The sequence below is a fragment of the Natrarchaeobius chitinivorans genome (assembly GCF_003841505.1).
Lineage (GTDB): Archaea > Halobacteriota > Halobacteria > Halobacteriales > Natrialbaceae > Natrarchaeobius > Natrarchaeobius chitinivorans.
Map to the genome: position 1 here is coordinate 19,706 of NZ_REGA01000027.1, position 15,298 is coordinate 35,003.

16 protein-coding genes and 1 tRNA gene are annotated in these 15,298 nt (G+C 63.4%); 7 read left to right on the forward strand and 10 right to left on the reverse strand.

The genetic code is table 11. The annotated features are described in order from the left end of the window. Positions 1 to 13: 13 nt before the first annotated feature. Positions 14 to 850, reverse strand: coding sequence for a DUF7344 domain-containing protein (locus EA473_RS20585; protein WP_124197501.1), 837 nt, complete (start codon positions 848 to 850; stop codon positions 14 to 16). Positions 851 to 1,092: 242 nt separating this feature from the next. Beyond that, positions 1,093 to 2,817 (reverse strand): glycoside hydrolase family 3 protein, encoded by a 1,725-nt coding sequence (locus EA473_RS20590; RefSeq protein ID WP_124197502.1) that lies wholly within the window; start codon positions 2,815 to 2,817, stop codon positions 1,093 to 1,095. Between the two features lie 431 nt (positions 2,818 to 3,248). On the opposite strand from EA473_RS20590, the gene EA473_RS20595 reads away from it, so the two are divergent. Together EA473_RS20595 and EA473_RS20600 are read left to right on the forward strand one after the other, a co-directional pair. Next, positions 3,249 to 4,403, forward strand: a complete 1,155-nt coding sequence (locus EA473_RS20595) for a thiolase family protein (RefSeq protein ID WP_124197503.1) — start codon at positions 3,249 to 3,251, stop codon at positions 4,401 to 4,403. Then, positions 4,400 to 4,792 carry a nucleic acid-binding protein gene (locus EA473_RS20600; protein ID WP_124197504.1) on the forward strand — a complete coding sequence of 131 codons (393 nt, stop codon included), beginning with the start codon at positions 4,400 to 4,402 and terminating at the stop codon, positions 4,790 to 4,792. The genes EA473_RS20595 and EA473_RS20600 overlap by 4 nt, the downstream gene beginning before the upstream one ends. Here the strand turns inward: EA473_RS20600 and EA473_RS20605 are convergent. Continuing rightward, positions 4,789 to 5,631, reverse strand: a complete 843-nt coding sequence (locus EA473_RS20605; protein ID WP_124197505.1) for a DUF7547 family protein — start codon at positions 5,629 to 5,631, stop codon at positions 4,789 to 4,791. The genes EA473_RS20600 and EA473_RS20605 overlap by 4 nt on opposite strands. Before the next feature lie 148 nt (positions 5,632 to 5,779). Between EA473_RS20605 and EA473_RS20610 the strand changes: the two genes are divergently transcribed. The 3 genes from EA473_RS20610 to EA473_RS20620 all read left to right on the forward strand — a co-directional run bounded on the left by EA473_RS20610 (position 5,780) and on the right by EA473_RS20620 (position 7,870). Continuing rightward, positions 5,780 to 6,418 carry a DUF7504 family protein gene (locus EA473_RS20610; RefSeq protein ID WP_124197506.1) on the forward strand — a complete coding sequence of 213 codons (639 nt, stop codon included), beginning with the start codon at positions 5,780 to 5,782 and terminating at the stop codon, positions 6,416 to 6,418. Positions 6,419 to 6,543: 125 nt separating this feature from the next. Beyond that, a complete protein-coding gene (locus EA473_RS20615; protein ID WP_124197507.1) occupies positions 6,544 to 7,296 on the forward strand; it encodes a ribonuclease H-like domain-containing protein in 753 nt (250 codons plus the stop codon). A gap of 184 nt (positions 7,297 to 7,480) precedes the next feature. Next, a complete protein-coding gene (locus EA473_RS20620) occupies positions 7,481 to 7,870 on the forward strand; it encodes an acyl-CoA thioesterase (RefSeq protein WP_124197515.1) in 390 nt (129 codons plus the stop codon). A 114-nt stretch (positions 7,871 to 7,984) separates the two neighbouring features. On the opposite strand, the gene EA473_RS20625 is transcribed toward EA473_RS20620, so the two are convergent. The 6 genes from EA473_RS20625 to EA473_RS20650 all read right to left on the reverse strand — a co-directional run bounded on the left by EA473_RS20625 (position 7,985) and on the right by EA473_RS20650 (position 11,064). After that, entirely contained in the window at positions 7,985 to 8,275 is a 291-nt protein-coding gene (locus EA473_RS20625; RefSeq protein WP_124197508.1) for a HalOD1 output domain-containing protein, read from the reverse strand. Between the two features lie 203 nt (positions 8,276 to 8,478). Then, positions 8,479 to 8,552: transfer RNA gene (locus tag EA473_RS20630), tRNA-Thr, on the reverse strand. Positions 8,553 to 8,564: 12 nt separating this feature from the next. Beyond that, positions 8,565 to 9,071, reverse strand: a complete 507-nt coding sequence (locus EA473_RS20635) for a GNAT family N-acetyltransferase (RefSeq protein ID WP_124197509.1) — start codon at positions 9,069 to 9,071, stop codon at positions 8,565 to 8,567. A gap of 73 nt (positions 9,072 to 9,144) precedes the next feature. Then, positions 9,145 to 9,753 carry a CBS domain-containing protein gene (locus tag EA473_RS20640; RefSeq protein ID WP_124197510.1) on the reverse strand — a complete coding sequence of 203 codons (609 nt, stop codon included), beginning with the start codon at positions 9,751 to 9,753 and terminating at the stop codon, positions 9,145 to 9,147. Between the two features lie 93 nt (positions 9,754 to 9,846). After that, positions 9,847 to 10,608, reverse strand: a complete 762-nt coding sequence (locus EA473_RS20645) for a GTP cyclohydrolase III (protein WP_124197511.1) — start codon at positions 10,606 to 10,608, stop codon at positions 9,847 to 9,849. Positions 10,609 to 10,740: 132 nt separating this feature from the next. Continuing rightward, on the reverse strand, positions 10,741 to 11,064 hold the full coding sequence (locus EA473_RS20650; protein ID WP_124197512.1) for a DUF5785 family protein: 324 nt from the start codon (positions 11,062 to 11,064) through the stop codon (positions 10,741 to 10,743). Positions 11,065 to 11,311: 247 nt separating this feature from the next. On the opposite strand from EA473_RS20650, the gene mutS reads away from it, so the two are divergent. Beyond that, a complete protein-coding gene (gene mutS / locus EA473_RS20655; RefSeq protein WP_124197513.1) occupies positions 11,312 to 14,128 on the forward strand; it encodes a DNA mismatch repair protein MutS in 2,817 nt (938 codons plus the stop codon). Between the two features lie 16 nt (positions 14,129 to 14,144). On the opposite strand, the gene nucS is transcribed toward mutS, so the two are convergent. Continuing rightward, complete coding sequence (gene nucS, locus EA473_RS20660) at positions 14,145 to 14,897, reverse strand: endonuclease NucS (protein WP_124197514.1); 753 nt, start codon at positions 14,895 to 14,897, stop codon at positions 14,145 to 14,147. A gap of 224 nt (positions 14,898 to 15,121) precedes the next feature. On the opposite strand from nucS, the gene EA473_RS23300 reads away from it, so the two are divergent. After that, on the forward strand, positions 15,122 to 15,298 hold a 177-nt coding region (locus EA473_RS23300; protein WP_133306930.1), incomplete at its 3' end, for a helix-turn-helix domain-containing protein.

Genomic DNA, 15,298 nt, shown 5'->3' on the forward strand with positions numbered 1-15,298 from the left:
AGGAATGTCGGGTTCACGTTTCGAACGGGAGGTGGCCGAGGAAGCTGTCGCTCTGGTAATCGAGGTGGTCCAGTCGCGACCCCAGTAGTTCCCGGACGAGGACCACCAGCGGGTTATCTTCTCCCTCCCCGACCATTCCGATTTCGCGTTTCGTCCCCGCCGTTTCCCGCCAGATGCCGACGACGACTCGGTTCCGGTCCGAGACGATGAGACGACTGACCGTCGGTGACGTCGACCGGTCGTTCATCCAGTCGAGTTGTGGCTCCCAGATCGTCGCCTCCGGCAGGTGATGGTGGAAGAACTCGCGGACGCTCGCGTTCTTCGCGCCAGCGTGGAAGTCGACGCCGCGCTGGAGCGCGTTCTCCGCGTTGGGGAGACAGTCTGCATCGAGCAACTCCTCAGAGGTGTAGATCAGAAACAGCTCGTCTTCGGTTCTGTCGGCGAGTTCCCGGCCGTACTCGTACACTGCGTCTCGACCCTCGAGAACCGCGATTTCGTCGCCGGCGAACGCACTGACACCAGCGAGTAGATCGTCTCCCACCTCGATTTTCTCCCACTCCGAGTCGCCACCCGTCGTCGTACCTTCGGTGACGAGGTTCTCGTCGGCGTCGTAGTCGACCAGACCGAGCTCGTCGAGTCGTGGCAGGTGGTCGTGGTGTAACGAGAGTAGAGACCCCTCGAGTCGGGCATCGGAATCGTCCGCTTGACAGACTGACCCGTCTCGAGCCACGAGTTCCTCGGCGATTACCGTCGCCGAAACCGATCCGTCGGCCTCGGACAGTACGTCGAGGACGATCCGGTTAGTCGGGTCGGACAGTGCCCGAACGACCCGGGAATCGTGGGAGTCCATGACAACCGTTCGGAGAGCGAACGGAATAAATGTGATTCATGAACCCAGAGATCGTACTGATAAATATTACGCCGGCACAGGTACGAGAGAGACAGTTCCCTCGAGACCGGCGTGGGTTCATACGGGTTGCTGTACGTCAGTTCCGGCGCACCCGCGACCCAGGCAGCGGCTGCGCCAGTACATCGACACAGCGATCCGTATCAGCGACCGGTTCGAACTCGATGGAGTCGCGGTCGATCCCGTCAGTAGGTCTCGCCGTGACCGATCGGGTACTGATCGCCGATCGCGACGGGGAGTTCTCCCCCAGGCTGATCACCGAAGAGGACCGAAACGCCGGCTCTGAGTGCGGTCGGATTCTCGCTTTGCCAGCGCTCGATCGCGTACGTCGCGACGGCCGCGTCGACCGCGTCGGGATACTCGCCGATGTCGTAGGGGAGCCCTGTCGACAGTCCTACGACCGGCGTTCCAGTGTTCGCAACCGCCTCGAGGAGGTCGAGTTGCCCCGGCGGGATAGACGCCTGCGAGTACGTCTGGACGATTGCCGCGTCGGCCGCCGCCGCGAGCGAGGCCGCGTTGTTCGCTTCGATCGCCATCGGATCGTGTGAACTCGCCGCCATCTGTAGCGTCGTCGCGTCGGTCTCGGACTCGACGGCTTCCCGGATCGTCCCGAGATCCTCGACGCCTGCGACGAGGATCGTATCGCTCGAGGAGAGGTCCAGTGGCAGGAGATCGCCGTCGTTGTGAACCAGCGTGATGCCGTCCTGTGCGAGGTCTGCGGCGATGTCGAGGTGATCCGGATTGCCGACGGTTTCGATCGCGTTCGCCGGATCGACGGTAGGGTTGTTCATCACGCCGTACTCGAATTTCGCCTGGAGGACGCGGGCTACGGACTCGTCGATGCGTTCTTCGCTGAGTTCGCCGTCGTTGTACGCCTGGTGGAGCGCGTTGTACGTGTCGACCTGATCCTGCCAGGTACCGGTCGCCATGATGACGTCCGCGCCGGCCTCGACTGCGAGTCGGGTCCCGTCGCTGGTCCCCCACTCGTCTTCGATCGCGTCCATCGACATGGCGTCGGTGACGATGAGGCCATCGAATCCCATCTCATCGCGAAGGAGACCGGTGAGGACGTCCTTCGAGAGGGTCGCGGGCCGTTCGTCGTCGATCGCTTCGACGATGACGTGGGCGGTCATGATCGCGCTCGTGCCCGCATCGATCGCTGCCTGGAACGGCGGCAGGTGGACGTCACGAAGCGTCTGTTCGTCGTAGGTGACGATGGGCAGATCGTAGTGAGAGTCGTGGTCCGTATCGCCGTGGCCGGGGAAGTGTTTCGGCGTCGCGATCACGTCCTTGTCCTGGTACGCTTCGACCATCGCCTCGGTGAACTCGGAGACGGTATCGGTCTCGCTTCCGAACGACCGGACGCCGATGACCGGGTTCTCCGGATTCGTGTTGACGTCGGCACCGGGATCGAAGTTCCAGGTGAACCCCATCGCTTTCATCTCCTCGGCGGTGACTTCGGCCGAGGTGACGGCGTTGTCGGTCGATCCCGACGCCGCAAGCCCCATCTTTCGGGGATGGGTCGTTCCGCCGATGTCGATGTTGTGATCCGACCCGTACTCGAAGTCCGCACAGATCAAAAGCGGAATCTCCGGATCCGCGTTCGTTGCCCACTCCTGAAGCTTGTTGTTGTACGTCGCCGCGTACGACGGCGAGCTCTGATTGTAGATGATCACCGATCCGACGTTGAGGTTTTGAATCGCCGTCTGGGTCTCACCCGGCGGCATCTCGTGAGGGCCCGTGATGCCGCGAGTGGTCACCATGACCATCTGCCCGATCTTTTCCTCGATCGACATCTCGTCGAGATAGCCCTGGACTGCGCCGTTGGCGTTTACCGTCGCCGACGTCTCGCTCCCTGCCGCGACACCTGCCACCGATGCGGCAATCCCTGCTGTACCGATACCCTGCATGAATCGTCGGCGACTCGAATCACTCCAGTTTGATACCATTTGATATCTCCAGTGATAATGTAATTTCAGATGGTAGAAAAGTACACGGGCTAATTGTTTAATCAATCCCTACCGATAGGCGAACCGTGCGTGGCGATGTCGACCGTCCTGCTCCGAGCGGTCGATCGAACGACTCCGTTACTGGCGGGATACCCGCTGTAATGGAGTCGTTAAAACGAGTTACTCAAAGCTGGGGCTGGTAGTACGACTGCACCGATTGACACACCCATCGCCGACCAGTCTGGCGATCAGGTGTGCAGTGACTTCCAGTGGCTACTATATCTCGGTGTCCTTCCTAGAGGCCCGCTCGAGTGCGCTCGACCCGGCGTCGAGTGTCTGCTCGCGTATCCTCTTCCCGCACTTATAAATCACAGAGCCGAGTGCCGTACGATATGGAACGTGTTGCAATCATCGGGGGGTCTATGACCCAGTTCGGCCAGCGCGAGGACTGGATCGTAGACCTCCTCTCGGAGGCTGGCCTCGCGTGTCTCGAGGACGCGGGTGTGGAGGCGTCGGCCCTCGATCACCTGTACGTCTCGAACATGGCCAGCGGCGAGTTCGAAGGACAGACCGGCGTGATGAACGCACTCGCACACGACATCGACGCGATGCCGGCGTACACCCAGCGAATCGACCAGACGAGCTCCAGCGGCGGTGCCGGCATCTACGCCGCGTGGCAGTCGATCGCAAGCGGGGCGAGCGAGATGACGATGCTCGTCGGCGGCGAGAAGATGACCCACCGGACGACCGGCGAGTCGACCGACGTCATTGCATCGCTCACCCACCCGGCGGAGTACAAACACGGCGTGACGCTTCCCTCCTTTGCCGGGTTGACCGCCAGACACTACCTCGAGCGCTTCGACGCGCCGCGGGAGAGCCTCGCCAAAGTCGCCGTCAAGAACCACAAAAACGGCGTCGACAACCCACACGCCCAGTTCCAGAAGGAAGTCGACCTCGAGACGGTACTCGAGTCCCCAATCGTCGCCGATCCGCTGCGCCTGTACGACTTCTGCCCGATCACGGACGGCTCGGCCGCGCTGTTGTTCTGTCCGGAATCGGTCGCACGGGAGTACACCGACGAGTACGCCGTCATCGCAGGTATCGACGGCGCGACGGATACCCACGTCGTCCACGAGCGCGAGGATCCGACCGTGATGGGTGGCGTCGTCGAGAGCGGCGAGGGAGCCTACGAGATGAGCGGGTACGGCCCCGACGATATCGACGTCGCCGAACTCCACGACATGTTCACCATCCTCGAGTTCCTCCAGATGGAGGGACTCGGCTTCGCGGAACAAGGCAAAGCCTGGAAACTCGTCGAGGAGGGATACACCGACAGAGACGGCGAGTTACCGATCAACACGTCCGGCGGGCTCAAGTCGAAGGGACACCCGCTCGGAGCCAGCGGCGTCGCACAGGGCGTCGAGATCTACGAACAGCTCGTCGACGAGGCCGGCCCCCGACAGGTCGAGGCGGACGTCGGCCTCTGTTGTAACGTCGGTGGGTTCGGAAACTGCGTCATCACGACGATCATGGAGGCAGGACAATGACGATGGAAGCCTATCGGTACGAAGACGGCTCGATCAGCTATCCCGGCCATCCCCGCGGGCCCGGTGGGACAGAACCCGTCGAGACGATCGACCTGAGCGAGTACACGGCCGAAGTCGTCACCTGGACGACGAGTACGGCGACCCCGCCCGGCGTCCGCGAGCCGAACACGCTCGTGATCGTCGAATTCGACGTCGACGGGAGACAGAGCGACTCGGAAGGGGGAAGCGGCGACGAAACGGTTCGGGCGATCGGTCAGGCGACGACCGACGACCTCGAGACGGGCGATACTGTCCGGCCGGTCCACGTCGAGGAGCTCCGCGAGCCGGGTGCGGGTATCAGAGAACCCGACAGTCAGGAGTGGGACGGCTATCGATTCGAGCCGGTTTAATTCTCGTCTCCGGTCCCGTCGTCGTGTTTTTCACCGCTTTCACGATCGCCATCCTCAGTACCGTCGCGTGCACTACCGCTGGCATCATCACCGCCGTCGTCGACGCCGAGGCGTTCGGGATCATCACCGCTCTCGGGACTCCCGGACCCGTCCCCGTCGACGCGTTCGTGATCGTCCGCTGGCTCGCTCGCGTCCGGCTCCTCGTCCGGCCCGTACTGGTCTTTTAACGTCTCGAGTTCGGCGTCGACGTCGACGGCGGACTCTCCCTCCGGACTCCCGCCGTCTTCGGTGTCCGATTCGTCGTTGGATCGGGGAGCACCGTCTCCGATGTCGATTTCGACCGGGGTCGTCCCCGTCTGCGTTCTACCGTCACCACTGTCGTCGGTCGCAGCCTGAAGCCGTTCGTCAACCTCGTCGCGAAGCGCTCGAGCGTCGGTGAGCAGGTCTCGCGCCCGGTCGTCCGCCGGGAGCGTTCCCTCGGACGCTGCCCGCTGAAGTTCCGCCAGCACCGTATCGAGTCGGGAAATGGTTGTCCGACGGAGTTCGTTCGCACGGTCGCTCGAGACGGCCGCGGCCTCACTCGTTCGATCCCTCACCTCGCGTTCGGTCCGCACGAGTTCGAGCCCGCGCTGGAACGCCTCGAGCGCCCGGACGCTCGACTCGAGGACGGCGAGTAGCGCAGGAATTGCGACCTCGTCGGTAAACGAGAGGAGTTCGCGCGGCGTGGGCGGTCGAAGTGGCGGTCGACGCCGCGGCGTCTCGAGTTCGTCCGAAAGCTCGTCGATCGTCCGCGTCAGTTCACGGATCGCCTCGGCGAGTTCCTCGTCTCGGTCGGCCATACGACTCTTACGAGGTCCCGTATGAAAAGGGAGACGATGACGGGGGGTGGTTATTTGTCCTCGTCCTCTGGTATTAAGATGGTACTCGATTTTTAAAAAATACGCTAGCCAAAATATTTATCTAATTCTTTCCCCTGTATTGGGATGAATGGAAAGCGAATTGGGGAATGTGGGGGCTGTACGTGCAACGTTCGCACACGAGTTGCGGACGCTCAAACATAAGGGGAGCAACCTGTTGCTGGTCGGAAGCGGTAGCGGCGCACACGAAGCGGTCTGTCCGCGACTCTGTGGCCAGTCTGCCCACGAATCGCGGTATCGACTGTTCGTCACCGACGACGCGGCGAGATGCACGGATCACCGCGGGGATGGGCAGGTGAGAACGATCGAGTATACGGACCCGGCGTCCGGTACCGGCGGGAGCGACGGCGACCGGACGCCGCTTGGCTATCTCGGCACCGAAATAATCGACACGATCGACGAGTTCGAGGAGGACGTCGGTGGATTCGAGCCGTCGGAACTTCGCGTCTGTGTCGACTCGCTGGTTCCGTTGTTACAGGAGTACGACACCGAGGACGTATTTCGCCTCGTTCACGTGGTAACCGCTCGAGTCGAACAGGCGCGAGGGATGGGCCACTACCACCTGCCGGTTTCCCGGGACCACGACGCCGTCGTGTTGCTGGAGCCGATGTTCGACGCCGTCGTCGAACTCCGGACCCGCGGAAACACGCACGAACAGCAGTGGCACCTCCGCGATCAGGATACGGAAACCGACTGGATTCGATTGTAGCTCCCGGCGTCGCTCGCTGGCGCGACTTCCATCCTCGTTGATATTCGCCCTGGAAAGGATCATGGACCGGTCTCCCGTCGCGGTCGATCCAAGCGCTTTTTACGCTTTCGCACCCCTGAACGGGTGTGCGAATCGAGAACAGTTTCATCCCCGTTCGCGGCGTCGGAGAGGTTACCGAGCGGCGACTCTGGGAACACGGCATCACCCACTGGGAGGAGTTCGACGGCAGCGTCGTCGGCGAGACGCTCGCCGACCGAATCGACGCGTTCATCGAGGAGGGATGGACACATCTCGAGCGCGGGGACGTCTCCGTCTTCGCCGACCAGTTACCGTCGGCCAGTCGATGGCGACTCTACGAGAACGTTCGTGAGGACACCTGCTTTCTGGACATCGAAACGACCGGCCTCGACGCGACCCGAAACGACGTGACGACGGTCAGCCTCCACCGGGGCGGCGAGACGAAGACGTTCGTCAAGGGGCGGGATCTCACGTGCGACCGTCTCGAGTCCGAACTCGAGCGGTCGTCCTTGCTCGTGACGTTCAACGGCCAGCGATTCGACGTCCCGTTCCTCGAGACGTGTTACGACGTGGACGTGACGGTGCCACACGTCGACCTCATGTACCCCTGCAAGAAACTCGGGCTCGACGGAGGGCTCAAAGCGATCGAGCGCGATCTGGGAATCGAACGCGATCTCCCCGACATCAGCGGACGCGACGCCGTCAGGCTCTGGCACGAGTACGAACGCGGCGACGACGCCGCACTCGAGACGCTCGTCGAGTACAACCGCGCGGACACGAAGAACATGGAGCCGCTTATGGAAATCGTCGCCGATCGGTTGCACCGCCGCGTTTTCGAAGCGGCCTGTAACGACCGGTGACGGGCCAACGCCATCTGCCGACCGGTGACAGACGAACCGGCCCGTAACGATCGGCAGCGAAGGCGACGAGATGGCCGAGTGAACACCAGCGTCACCGGTCGAACGACCGACCAACGCTCGAAGTGACGTGACAGTCCCCCGATCAAACGGCAACCATACAGTGTTCGACGACGTTCACTCGAGCATGAACGAGTACGCCTACGAGGTCGACGTCGACGTTCGGCTCCGCGACATCGACTTCATGGGCCACGTAAACAACGCGGTGTACGCCACGTACATGGAACAGGCTCGAGAACGGTACTTCAGGGACGTCCTCGACGTCTCGCTGGTCGACGTCGATACCGTTCTCGCCAGTCTCGAGATCGACTACGTCCGCCCCATCGAGGCCGACCAGACGGTGACGGTCGCGCTCGAGGCCAGGGACCTCGGCGAGTCGAGTCTCCCGCTCGAATACGAGATCCGCGCTGACGGAAACCGAGCGGCCACAGGCCGGACGGTTCAGGTCGTCGTCGACACCGAAACCGGAGGGTCGAAGCCGCTCCCATCGGAGTGGCGCAGTCGAATCGAGAGCTGATACTGTCGGATAGTCCGACAGTAGGAGGGAGTCACCCGTACGGACTGCTGGAGCGGTCTGCCGGTGGAGGAACGTACCGCCACAGCCTGTCGGAACCGACGGACGACGGCCCGATTACTTCTGATCGAGCTTATCGTGGACTTCGACGTCGCCTTCGCTGGTGACGACGACCCGATAGCCACAGAAGGGGAATTCGACGCGTCCGCGCGTGCGCGTCGATCCGTCGGCTCGAGGGGAAAACAACGAATCGAGAGCTTCGGGGTTTACCGCCTCGTAGAGCGCTTCGTACTCGGGCGGTTCGATGTCGGTCGGGTCGACGTTTTCACGGTCTGCGATGGCAGCGATGACGTCGAAACTAATCGGGTGAGTCGAATCCGTCTGCGAGTGATCGACCGAGAGTAGCATTGGCCGGATTCTTTATTCGGGTAGATATAAATCCTCTGGCCTCAACCCAAGCTTGTAGTGTGTCGCTGGACATCAGAGACCAATGCTGTGCGTTGGTGTATTAATTGGTCGGGTCGGGGTTTCTAACATTAGTAAATTTATGCTCTCTGGACCGTTTCAAGAGGTGCATGCGGTTCGAAATGAGTGATTGAATCCAGGAAATAAGCCAGGGCGGGGATTTGAACCCCGGAAGTCTCGATTACAAGTCGAGTGCATGAACCGCCCATGCTCCCCTGGCGCAGTCTGTGGGTTAGCGGTCCTCCTTTGAGTGTGTGTCGTTTTCCGACTGGTTCCCGAGCGGCCGTGCCATCGTCACTCGAAACGCCTCGTATCCCGAACGTCGATAGAACCGTCTCGCGTCGACGTTTCCGGCCATCACCTCGAGAAGCACGACGTCGACGCCGCGGTTCGCGAGCGAGACCTCGACGGCCTCGAGGAGCGCCGAACCGACGCCGCGGTCGCGGTAGGCCGGGCAGACGTACAGGTTCGAAAGTACGCCCCGCTTCGAATCGAGTTCCAGAACGCCACGTTCGACGGAAAACGAGGCGAAGCCAGCGAGGTCGCCGTCGAGACGGGCGACGAGCAGACCGTCGCTGGCCTGGTGGGCCGCGAGCGTCTCGCGCATCGTCGCGCGATTTTCCCCGGCGCGAACGTGAGAATCGGACGAGCGCTGATCGCGGGCGAGGCGAACCCACAGTTCCGTGATGGCGTCGAGTTCGGCGGGCGTCGCGGGTTTGATTGTCGGGTCGGCGCTCATTCGTAATCTCCGTGGAACGGTCGTCGGTACTGACTCGGGGACGGTTCGAAAAAGGCGTTTTCCATCGAGGCGGTCACACGGTTCGGCAATCCGCACAGACCAGTTGGCCGTTCGCGTCCCAAAGCGAGTCGGCCAGCGAGCCGCAGGCTTCACAGACTCCCTGTGTGGTGTACTCGTCGCCGCCGTTTGGAACCGCTCGCTCGTCGTTCGTTCCGCCGAACCCAGAGACGAGTGGTTCTTCGTCCCTGGGCTCATCCTCGACCGACGGCTCGCTCGAGCGCGGCGGGGTCATCGTCGCCTGGAACGATCCCGCGGCGGCGATGACGTCTCGCTGTGTGACCAGCCCCAGAACCTCGTCCTCGTTCTCGACGACGACGTTGCGAATGTTCTCGCGGGCCATCATCGTCGCCGCGTCGGCGAGCGAGCGGTCTGGACCGACCGAGATGACGGGCGTCGTCATCACGTCGTCGACGGTCGTCTCGACGGGGTCGGCTTCGTCGGCGACCATCCCGAGTACGTCCCACTCCGTGACGATTCCGACCGGTTCGGAGCCGCGGACGACGAGTACGCAACTCGTACGCTCCTCACGCATGAGTTGAACGGCACCGATAACGGTGTCTGACTCGCTGACTCCGACGTATTCGGTCGTCAGGACGTCCCTGACCGACAGTTCCGATTCCATGTGCGAACAATACCCACGGGCGGGCTAAAAGCTACTCCCGCCACACTTAAGCGCTCACGCGACGAAGTTTTTCGATTCGGAGACGCGGTCCAGTTACCACTCGAGTTCGACTCTCGTTCCGTCGGCCCGACAGGTTTCGAGCGCGTGTTTCGCGTCGAAGCCGGCGTCGTGTGCGTTCGATCCGCGCCCGACGCCGACCTGGAGTTCGACGTCGACGGCGTCCTCGACGTGACGGATCGCCTCCTCGTAGTCGGCGGCCTCGAGATCCGGGCAGACGACGATGACGTTGTCCCCGCCGACGAAAAACGAGAGGCTGTCGTGGGCGTGGCGCATGTGACGCATGAGTTCCGCATAGCCCTGTTCGATGTGGATGAAACTGTCGAATGCGTTGAGTTCGTCGGTGTACTGGCCCGTCGCGTCGATGACGTCGAAGTGGGCGATCTGGACGTCGTCGTCGGTGCGGTGTGGCTCGTCGACCGTCCGTCCCTCGAGACACTCCCGTCTGCTGTCGTCCTGTGCGCTGCCGGCGTTCTGGACGAGCGTCGTGGCGTCGGAAAGCGCCTGAACGGGCGAGGTGCCGGTCGCGACGCCGAGACTGAGTGTGACGGGATATCGGTTGCCGACCGACTCCTGGAGCAACTCGTGGTCCTCGAGCGTCAGGCCGTTCGTGACGGCGATCATGTTGTCGAAACGGGTGAAAAAGACGTAGCCGCCGCGGTTGCCGACGAACTGGGAGATGTCGGCGTAGAGCCGAGACTGCATCGTCTGAAGGTCGGCTTCCCGCCGGGGTTCCGGAGTCACCGTCCACGGCCCGTAGTTGTCGATCTGAACGAGCGAAACCTGCGTATTAGTCACGGTAGCCCACTCTTCCGAACGATTCCGTATAAGTGGTACGTAATCCAGATTCGTGACGTGTGTCTGGGTCGCACTCGAGCGGGAGACGCGTCGAAAATCGGCGTCGAAATTCGGGTGCGTGGCGTCCGCGAATCAGGCGGGTTTTTTCTCGGGATTCGATCCCGTCGGGTGGTACTCCCAGAAGTTCCCCTCCCGCATCGCCGCGCCGACGGCCTTGTGCATGTCCGTTATCGTTTCGAACTCCTCCCCGTCGACGTACTCGAAGATGTCGGCAAGCGCGACGACCGTCTGGTAGTTGATCCGGATCGGATCGTTCCCGTACTCGGCGACGAACTCGTCTCGCTCGAGGGGGAAGTCCTCCTCCTCGTCGACCTTCTTGGCGATGATCGCCATGTCGTACTTGCGCATCCCCTCGCTTCCCTCCTCGCCGTCAGGGTCGTGTGGCCAGTCGCTCATGCCCGATGGTGTGCGTGGAGGGTGCAAAAGGATTTCTTCTCGCGGTTATCGCGTTCGTCCGGAGTATCGACAATCTCGAGTGGCGACGGACGTGGCGGGGGACGAGTGCCCAATGGCGGCATCTGACTGGTTCGAACGGGATGTTCTGCAGCAGATCTTCCCTCCAGAACGTCCGAGTCCGGGCATCGTCCCGTCAATCCCGGTCGATCCAGCAAGCTATTTCCCCGTCGGGCGGCGGCATGTGGATATGGATCCGGCGCTTGGCCCTCCCGAAGAGATGGCCGAGAAACGAGACGAACTGACGCCGATGATGCGTCAGTACCACGACCTCTGTGCGCGCTACGACGACGCGCTCGTTCTCTTTCAGGTTGGCGACTTCTACGAAACCTTCTGTGGGGCCGCCGAGCGAACTGCACGGCTGCTCGAGATCACGCTCACGAGCCGCGAAGACAGCACCGGCGAGTACCCGATGTCCGGCATCCCCATCGACAACGCCGAGTCGTACATCGAGACGCTACTCGAGGCGGGCTACCGGGTCGCCGTCGCCGATCAGGTCGAAGAGCCCGGCGAGTCACCCGGCGTCGTCGAGCGGGCGGTGACTCGAGTGATCACCCCCGGGACGCTCACCGAGGACGAACTACTCGCGAGCGACGACAACAACTTCGTCGCCGCGGTTTCCCGTTGGGACGGCGAAACCGGCGCGAGCGGCGAAGACGACGAACTCGCGCTCGCCCTGCTCGACGTCTCGACCGGCGACTTCCTCGCGACCAGTTCGCGTTCGACCGACGCCATCGCCGACGAGATCAGCCGGTTCGATCCGGCGGAGGCGGTCCTCGGCCCCGACGCGCCGCGGGACGTCCTCCCGGACGATTGCATGGTCACGCCGTTCGACCGCGAGGCGTTCGACCGCGACCACGCGGCCGATCTGCTCTCCCGGTATTTCGGCCAGCCCGACGCGTTGCTCGCGAGCGACGTCGAGATCCGCGCCTGCGGTGGCCTGCTCGCGTACGCGGAGTACGTCCGGGGCGGCGAACACGGGTCGGACGGAGTTGACGGGAGCGTTTCCGGTCAGACAGACGCCGACGGGGACCGGGTCGACGAAGACGACGGAGGCGGCGAAACCGCACCCGCAAACGCGACGGTCGACCACGACGAGCGCAACCGACTCGAGTACCTCACGCGGCTCACCAGATACGACCCGCGCGAGTACCTGTTGCTCGACGCCGTCGCTTTGCGAAGCCTCGAGTTGTTCGAGCCGCGGGCCGTCCACGGGCGCGAGGACGCGACGCTCGTCGGGGTGGTAGACGAGACGGCGAGCGCGCTCGGTGGCCGGAAGCTCAGAGACTGGGTCCGACGGCCGCTGCTCGAACCGGGGCGAATCGAGTCCCGGCTCGACGCCGTCGAGGAGCTAATCGGAGCGGTACGGATTCGGGACGGACTCTACGACCACCTCCGGGACGTCTACGACCTCGAGCGACTGATCGGTCGGATCTCCCGCGGGCGGGCGAACGCCCGCGACCTGCGATCGTTACGGGATACGCTCGCGGTCGTCCCCGAGATCCGCGACGTGCTCGCCGAAACCGACTGCGACCGCCTCGAGCGAGTTCACGACGATCTCGACCCGCTCGTCGACGTCCGCGAGTCGATCGACGACGCGATCGTCGAGGCTCCGCCGATCGAGATCACGGAGGGCGGCATTATCGCCGACGGCTACGACGAGGATCTGGACGAGCTTCGGGCGACCGCCCGCGACGGCAAGCGGTGGGTCGACGACCTGGAGGAACGAGAGCGCGAGCGAACCGGGATCGACTCGCTGAAAGTCGATTACAACTCGGTCCACGGCTACTACATCGAGGTGACGAACCCGAACCTCGAGTCGGTCCCCGACGACTACGAGCGCCGCCAGACGCTGAAAAACGCGGAACGGTTCGTCACGCCGGAACTCAAACGACGTGAGGACGAGATCGTCGGTGCCGAAGAGCGCGCGGACGAACTCGAGTACGAACTCTTCTGTGAGGTCAGACGCGCGGTCGCCGACGAAGTCGAACGGGTACAGGCGCTCGCGGACGCGGTCGCGACCCTCGACGTGTTCGTCTCGCTCGCGAGCGCCGCGGCCCAGTACGACTACTGTCGCCCGGAAATCGTCGACGAATCGGCCGGTGGAGAAGCGGGCGAAGTCTCCGACGACGATTCCCGCGGCGGACTCGAGATCGATATCGAAGGCGGTCGCCACCCCGTCGTCGAACGAACTCAGGAGTCGTTCGTCCCCAACGACGCACGCCTCGAGGACGACCGGCGGCTGGCGATCATCACGGGTCCGAACATGTCGGGGAAGTCGACGTACATGCGTCAGGTGGCACAGATCGTTTTGCTCGCCCAGGTCGGCAGCTTCGTGCCCGCGCGGGCGGCACGGATCACCCCCGTCGACCGGATCTTCACGCGAGTCGGCGCGAGCGACGACATCGCGGGCGGTCGCTCGACGTTCATGGTCGAGATGGACGAACTCGCGACGATCCTTCGGGAGGCGGACGAACGCTCGCTCGTTCTGCTCGACGAGGTGGGTCGCGGAACGTCGACCGCCGACGGACTCGCGATCGCTCGAGCGATCACGGAACACCTCCACGACGAGGTCGGCGCGCCGACGCTCTTTGCCACCCACCACCACGCGCTCACCGAACTCGCGGACGACCTCGAGGCCGCGTTCACACTCCACTTCGAGGTCGGGCAAGACGACGACGAGGTCGTGTTCCACCACGAAATCGCCCCCGGTGCGGCGACCGGTTCCTACGGGGTCGAGGTGGCGACGGCCGCAGGGGTGCCGGGCGACGTCGTCGAGCGGGCGCGGGAACTGGTCGCGGATTCGGAAGACGGGGCTACGACGGATCAGAGTCAGGGAAGACCGTCAGCCATCGGGGGGACGGCCGGTTCCTCGAGCGCGACCACTGACGGCGGAGACGACCCGACCGACGTCGCAGCCGAACTGCGGGCGCTCGATCTCGCCCACCTGACCCCCGTCGAGGCGCTGACCGAACTCGATCGGCTGAAGCGACTCCTCGAGGAATAAGTCGGGTCCGGTTGCGTCACTCGGGGTCGGGCTCGAGCGAGACGAACTCGAGACCGTGTTCGGCCAGCAGCCGTTCGGCCCGCTCGGTGACCGAGGGAGCGACGAGAACGCCGCGAACCGCGGCGTCGGCGTGGAGGTCTCGAGCGAGTGCGTCGACGTATCGCCGCAGTTGACTCACCGCGTCCGGCCCCACGCGACGGCGTTTGAGTTCGACGACGACGGCCCGTCCCGCCGTATCCTCGCCGTAGATGTCGACGGCTCCCGCGGGGGTGTCGCGTTCGGTCGCGAGCGGCCGGAACCCCGGCTCGAGCAGGGTCGGCTCCTCGAGGATTCGCTGTCGGAGATCCTCCTCCGTTCCCGAAAGCGCGAGTTCGTTCTCGTCGGAGCCGGCGAACGACGACACCTGCAGGACGTCGCGGAAGCGGACGAGAAGCCGTTCTTCCGGCGTCTTCCGAACGCTCTCGAGGACGAGCGCGTCGGTTCCTTTCTCGCGGACACACCGGACGTCGTGATCACAGCCGGGCGGCTGCCAGTTGACCGGCTGTTGGCCCTCGTCGGTGTGGACGAGCGTCGCGCCGTCCGGTTTGAGCATGACGTGGCGGTCGCCCTCCGCGAGTCGGCTCGAGGCCCGCCCCTCGTAATCGACGGTACACCGTCCGAAGACGGTGACGAGCGCTTCGCGCTCGGTCCCCTTTGCGATCGCCTCTCGGGCGGCCTCCGGGGACGGATCCTCGAGGCTCGAGACGGAGGCACGTTCGGTCGTCGTCACTGAAAGAAGCTAGTTCTCGCCCGGATAAAAGGGATACGACACGGGTGCACTGCGGCGGTGAGTGTGATGCTCCGACTGCTGAGTATCGTTCCAACCATCGGCTGATGGGCGAAATCGGACCACACCGCATGATTTCGCTCATCAGTTCAGGCTTGGGACGCCACTGAGTGCACTTGCAAGCGTCGACTGCTTAGCTTATCTCTTCTGAGCACCTCTCTATAGGGATGGGACGGAAAAAGCACATCGTCAACCTCTCTGACAAGGAACGAAGCGAACTTGAGGCGATTATCTCGACGGGTGAACATAGAGCAGAGGATATCACCCGCGCACGAATCCTGCTAAAGGCTGACGAGGGGCTCACAGATCCCGCGATCTGTGAGCACCTCGATTGTTCGATCTCT